Source organism: Kangiella sp. (assembly GCF_014762745.1).
In the GTDB taxonomy this organism is placed as follows: Bacteria; Pseudomonadota; Gammaproteobacteria; order Enterobacterales; family Kangiellaceae; genus Kangiella.
Genome location: NZ_JABURJ010000013.1, coordinates 1 through 3510, shown reverse-complemented (window position 1 = coordinate 3510; position 3510 = coordinate 1). Strand labels below are relative to the sequence as shown.

At 41.8% G+C, this 3510-nt stretch carries 4 protein-coding genes and 1 pseudogene; 4 read left to right on the top strand and 1 reads right to left on the bottom strand.

The genetic code is table 11. The features are described from left to right. The first annotated feature begins 62 nt into the window (after positions 1-62). The gene (locus HUJ19_RS00245; RefSeq protein ID WP_290621569.1) at positions 63-449 is read left to right on the top strand and encodes an MAPEG family protein; all 387 of its coding nucleotides are present in this window, start codon (positions 63-65) and stop codon (positions 447-449) included. Between the two features lie 167 nt (positions 450-616). Beyond that, complete coding sequence (locus HUJ19_RS00240) at positions 617-2047, top strand: amidohydrolase family protein (protein ID WP_290621568.1); 1431 nt, start codon at positions 617-619, stop codon at positions 2045-2047. 17 nt (positions 2048-2064) lie between these two features. Here the strand turns inward: HUJ19_RS00240 and HUJ19_RS00235 are convergent, their stop codons facing one another. Then, positions 2065-2772, bottom strand: coding sequence for a hypothetical protein (locus HUJ19_RS00235; protein WP_290621567.1), 708 nt, complete (start codon positions 2770-2772; stop codon positions 2065-2067). A 180-nt stretch (positions 2773-2952) separates the two neighbouring features. On the opposite strand from HUJ19_RS00235, the gene HUJ19_RS00230 reads away from it, so the two are divergent. Both HUJ19_RS00230 and HUJ19_RS13025 read left to right on the top strand, forming a co-directional pair. Further along, a complete protein-coding gene (locus HUJ19_RS00230; RefSeq protein WP_290621566.1) occupies positions 2953-3222 on the top strand; it encodes a hypothetical protein in 270 nt (89 codons plus the stop codon). Between the two features lie 217 nt (positions 3223-3439). Next, a pseudogene (locus HUJ19_RS13025) lies at positions 3440-3510 on the top strand (type 1 glutamine amidotransferase domain-containing protein); the annotation flags it as partial.

The following is a 3510-nucleotide window of genomic DNA, read 5'->3' as shown; positions in this document are numbered from 1 at the left end:
ATATTTTGCTTCGCTGCGCTCAAAACGCAAAATATGCCCCTGCTTGGGGGCGTTAATCAATTATGACCAACCACCTACTACTCTACCCAATGGCTGCCCACATCGCATGGGTGGCTTTTCTTTATGTGTTGCTGAGCATCGTTTGTGCGCCTGCGGTATGGGGTGTCATTAAAAACAAAAGAGATATCTGGGCAAGCGTTGAGCCGCGTATCAGTGCGAACTTGTCGAATCAGTTCGAGTGGCCTTTGTTTTTTCACGTTACCTGTGTGCTGTTGATTGTTATGGGGAATGGTGACCCTGTTCAACTGTGGTTGGCCTGGATCTTTGTGGCAGGCCGGTTGATTCATAGTTTTGTGCAGATATTGACGAATAATATTCGCTTAAGAGGTTTAGTTTTTACCATTAACTTCCTGGCGGTGTTGGCTATGTGGTTTTTTCTTCTGATATAACCTCTGAACATTATTCAGCCATCCTGCACTGAATTTCTCTTTCACATAGCTGTCGCTAAACAAAATAAAATCTTACATTTAGAAACCCGCTCCTTGTATCAAAAGCAATCTTACATGCGTAGATTGAAATAATAACGAATATTAGAAAGCATAATAAGGGATTTTCAGTGAATAACTTACGATTTATAGCGAGCTTATGTGTGGTGTTGGTTTTGCTTTCAGGTTGCGGAATCACACAGCACTCTGCGCTGGCACAGGAAAATGAAGAGAATAAAACGATTGCTCTAACCAACGTTAATGTCATTCCAATGACAGCGGAAAATAAGGTCATTGAAAATACTACAGTTGTTATTGTCGATAACAAAATCTCTGCCATTGGTGGGAAAATACCAAATGACGCCATGATTATTGATGGTGAAGGCAAGTGGCTTATCCCTGGCCTGATAGACATGCACGTTCACAATCTTGTAGATGGTAGTCCAGGAAATAACTACCCAACCAAAGGTGCATCAATCTTCTTCGATAACCAGGACATTATGTTGTTATACGTTGCTAATGGTGTTACCACTACATTTGAACTGAGCGGTAGAGTCGAGCATTTCGGGCAGCGAAATGAAATTATCAAAGGTGATGTGATTGGCCCAAGAATTGCGTTGGCAGCACTAATTGATGGAAGCAATGCGAGTAAGGTAGCAACAACTCCTTCCGAGGGGCGACAGGCTGTTCGAATCGCAAAAGTAGATGGCTACGAATTTATCAAGGTTTACTCAGGGCTTAACATTGAAACCTACAAAGCCATTGTGGACGAGGCTAACAAACAAGGAATGAAGGTGGTGGGGCATGTACCCAGTGCCTTTGAGGGTAAGACAGAAGATGCTTTCATCCCTCACTTTGGCTTAGTGGCTCATGCAGAGGAGTTCTCAAAGCAAGCCAATGAGTTTACTGAAGAAGAAGCTTATAAACTTGCAAAATTGGCAAAAGAGAATGACACCTGGGTTACTCCTAACCTATCGAACTTGGTACGGATTGCTGCTCAGGGACGCTCATTGGATGCTGTAAGAGATCTTCCTAGTTTCAAATATGTACATCCATTAATGCAAGACAAATGGATTACTGCTAATCAATATAATCAGGGAACCAATCCTAAAAGAGTTGCTTACTTTGATAAGCTGGTTGATTTTCATGTGAAGCTGGTAAAAGCATTTAAAGATCTCGAAGTTCCCATGGTAGCGGGTACGGATGCAGGCACTTCAGGCATAGTTTGGGGTTATTCATTGCATGACGAGCTGACGTTGTTAGTGGATGCTGGCTTAACCACCGAAGAAGCCTTGGCGGCTGCGACAAGGTTGGCAGCCACATGGTTAGAAATTGACGACAAAGTTGGAACCGTTGAAGTTGGTAAGTTTGCTGACCTTGTGTTGCTTGATGAAAACCCTTTGTTAGATATTAATAACACAAGAAAGATATCAGGAGTGTTCTTTAATGGACGTTGGGTGGATAAAAATCAGATTGATATCATGCTTGAAAATCTGGCTAAGAAAAACGCAGAAAATATCGGTAAAGATGAGTTTCTTTGGGGCAAAATAGGAGAGCGTTGATTGTGGTTAATAGTAGCTTATCTATTAACTCTAAACTGAAACTTGAATCCACTTCGTTTCCACATCATCGCCGTTAAACCAAAAAAGAACGACATGTACAGAGCGAAGTGCCATTCGATTATGTTCTCTGATTGATCAGCCCAGCTTACGCTAGTGGCTTTGATGACCACGTTTGTGATACCTAATATCCAGTAAATGCCAATCAATACAAATTGAATAGAAAGGTAGCGTTTAATCTTTCGGTCCAATGTGTCTTTTACTTTCTGAAGACTACGAATACTTAGCATCTGGGCAAGAATGGTCATGGCAAAGTAGAAGGTGATTCCATAGCGGCGCATAAAATTATAGAAGTCGCCTTCAGTCCCAAGAAAGTCTGCGTAGAGAATTAAAAAGACTGCGCCAATGGTTCCCAGTACAAAAATAATGTTGTGCGATTTATTGGTTAACTCTTTCAGCCAGACACACTGTAAATACCAGAAGATAACCAGAAATGCCGCTGTTGGCATCATCAGGCCACGAAACAAAAAGATAGCATCGCCATTGCGCGCAGCACGACTGATTGAGGTGCACCCCTCGAAATAGGGTACGCACTCATTCGCCACGCCTTGCCACAGACCAATAAAATAAGCTGCATGCGCAGCAATGATGGGCACTAAACAGACTATCCAGGCGATGTGATGCGGGCGGATGATGGCCTCCTGGTATTTAAAGCTTTGGTTAATCATAGAGCTGGAAGTGAAGAGATTGCAAGTGTGGCCGTATGCTGTTTAAAATCACTGGATTGTCGGATCAAGCCCGACAATGACAAGCTTGTATGCTAGCCGTTAGCTACCGTACACGTAGGGTACCCTTAGGGCAGGATATGCGTCATGACGTACTTTTAATTATAGAGCGAGTACTTAGAAATGATGGAAAGTGATAGGTATCATAAGTTTTTGGAGTTACTAAAAGAGTTTCAGGGAAACAAAATCTCATTAAATGATGTAGAGGATGAGTTCGCCAAGCTGGATGCTTTTCATCATTTCTGGCACTACCTTTCAGATGAAGATTGGAGAGCGAAGGATAGAGATTATGCCAAGATGCAGAATGATTCGCTTAATAAGTTCATTCAGGCACTGGAAGCCAGAGATTATGAAAGGGCCAAAGATATTACGTTCTTGGCTAAAGAAGAGTAATTACATCAAAGTTATGATGTACATAAATTTAATGACTTTTAAAAGCCACTGGATTGTCGGGTCAAGCCCGACAATGACAAGCTGTTGAGGAGAGTGTGTCACTAAAGGCTATAGTTTAATTCACTCAATCACAAACATAGAAACACTCATTAGTTTTTCACATTTGGCTCTGTATAATCTTTTGTGTCTTTGAATATAAACCCTAAGGAGCGATCGAATGAAAGTACTTTTTGTATTAACCTCGCATGATCAATTGGGTGATACGGGTGAAAAAACAGGTTTCTGGCT